Here is a 380-nt window from a genome sequence, read left to right as displayed (position 1 = left end):
CGGCGAAGCCGATCGGGTCCTCCTGGGTCCAGCGGCCGATCGCCGCGTCGTAGTAGCGGGCGCGGTTGTACTGCAGGCCGGTGACGGCATCCTGCTCGCGTCCGGTGAACTTGAAGCGGTCGCCGTTCGCCGGGTTGGTCTCGCCGAGCACCTTCCCGAAGCCGTCGTAGGCGACGTGGTTGATCACGGTGCCGGAGGTGCTGGCCAGGTCGCGGACGCTGCCGAGGCGGTCGGTCAGGTACCAGGCCGTGGTGCCGGCGGCGGAGGTGCGGGCCAGGAGCATGTCCACGGCCGGGCCGTGCAGGTAGCGGGTTTGCAGCGTGCCGGAGCCGTCGAAGTCGGCATAGGCGTGCGGGCCGTCGTAGACCGTCCAGGTGGTC

The 380-nt window shown here is 71.1% G+C and carries 1 protein-coding gene; it reads right to left on the bottom strand.

What is annotated here, in order from left to right; genetic code table 11:
* A partial coding sequence (locus HG800_RS26835; protein ID WP_169981497.1) for an RHS repeat-associated core domain-containing protein occupies positions 1-380 on the bottom strand: 380 nt, incomplete at both ends.

It is taken from the genome of Tautonia rosea (assembly GCF_012958305.1).
In the GTDB taxonomy this organism is placed as follows: domain Bacteria; phylum Planctomycetota; class Planctomycetia; order Isosphaerales; family Isosphaeraceae; genus Tautonia; species Tautonia rosea.
The sequence above is the reverse complement of the archived record's forward strand: the minus strand, read 5'-3'. Positions and strand labels throughout refer to the sequence as shown.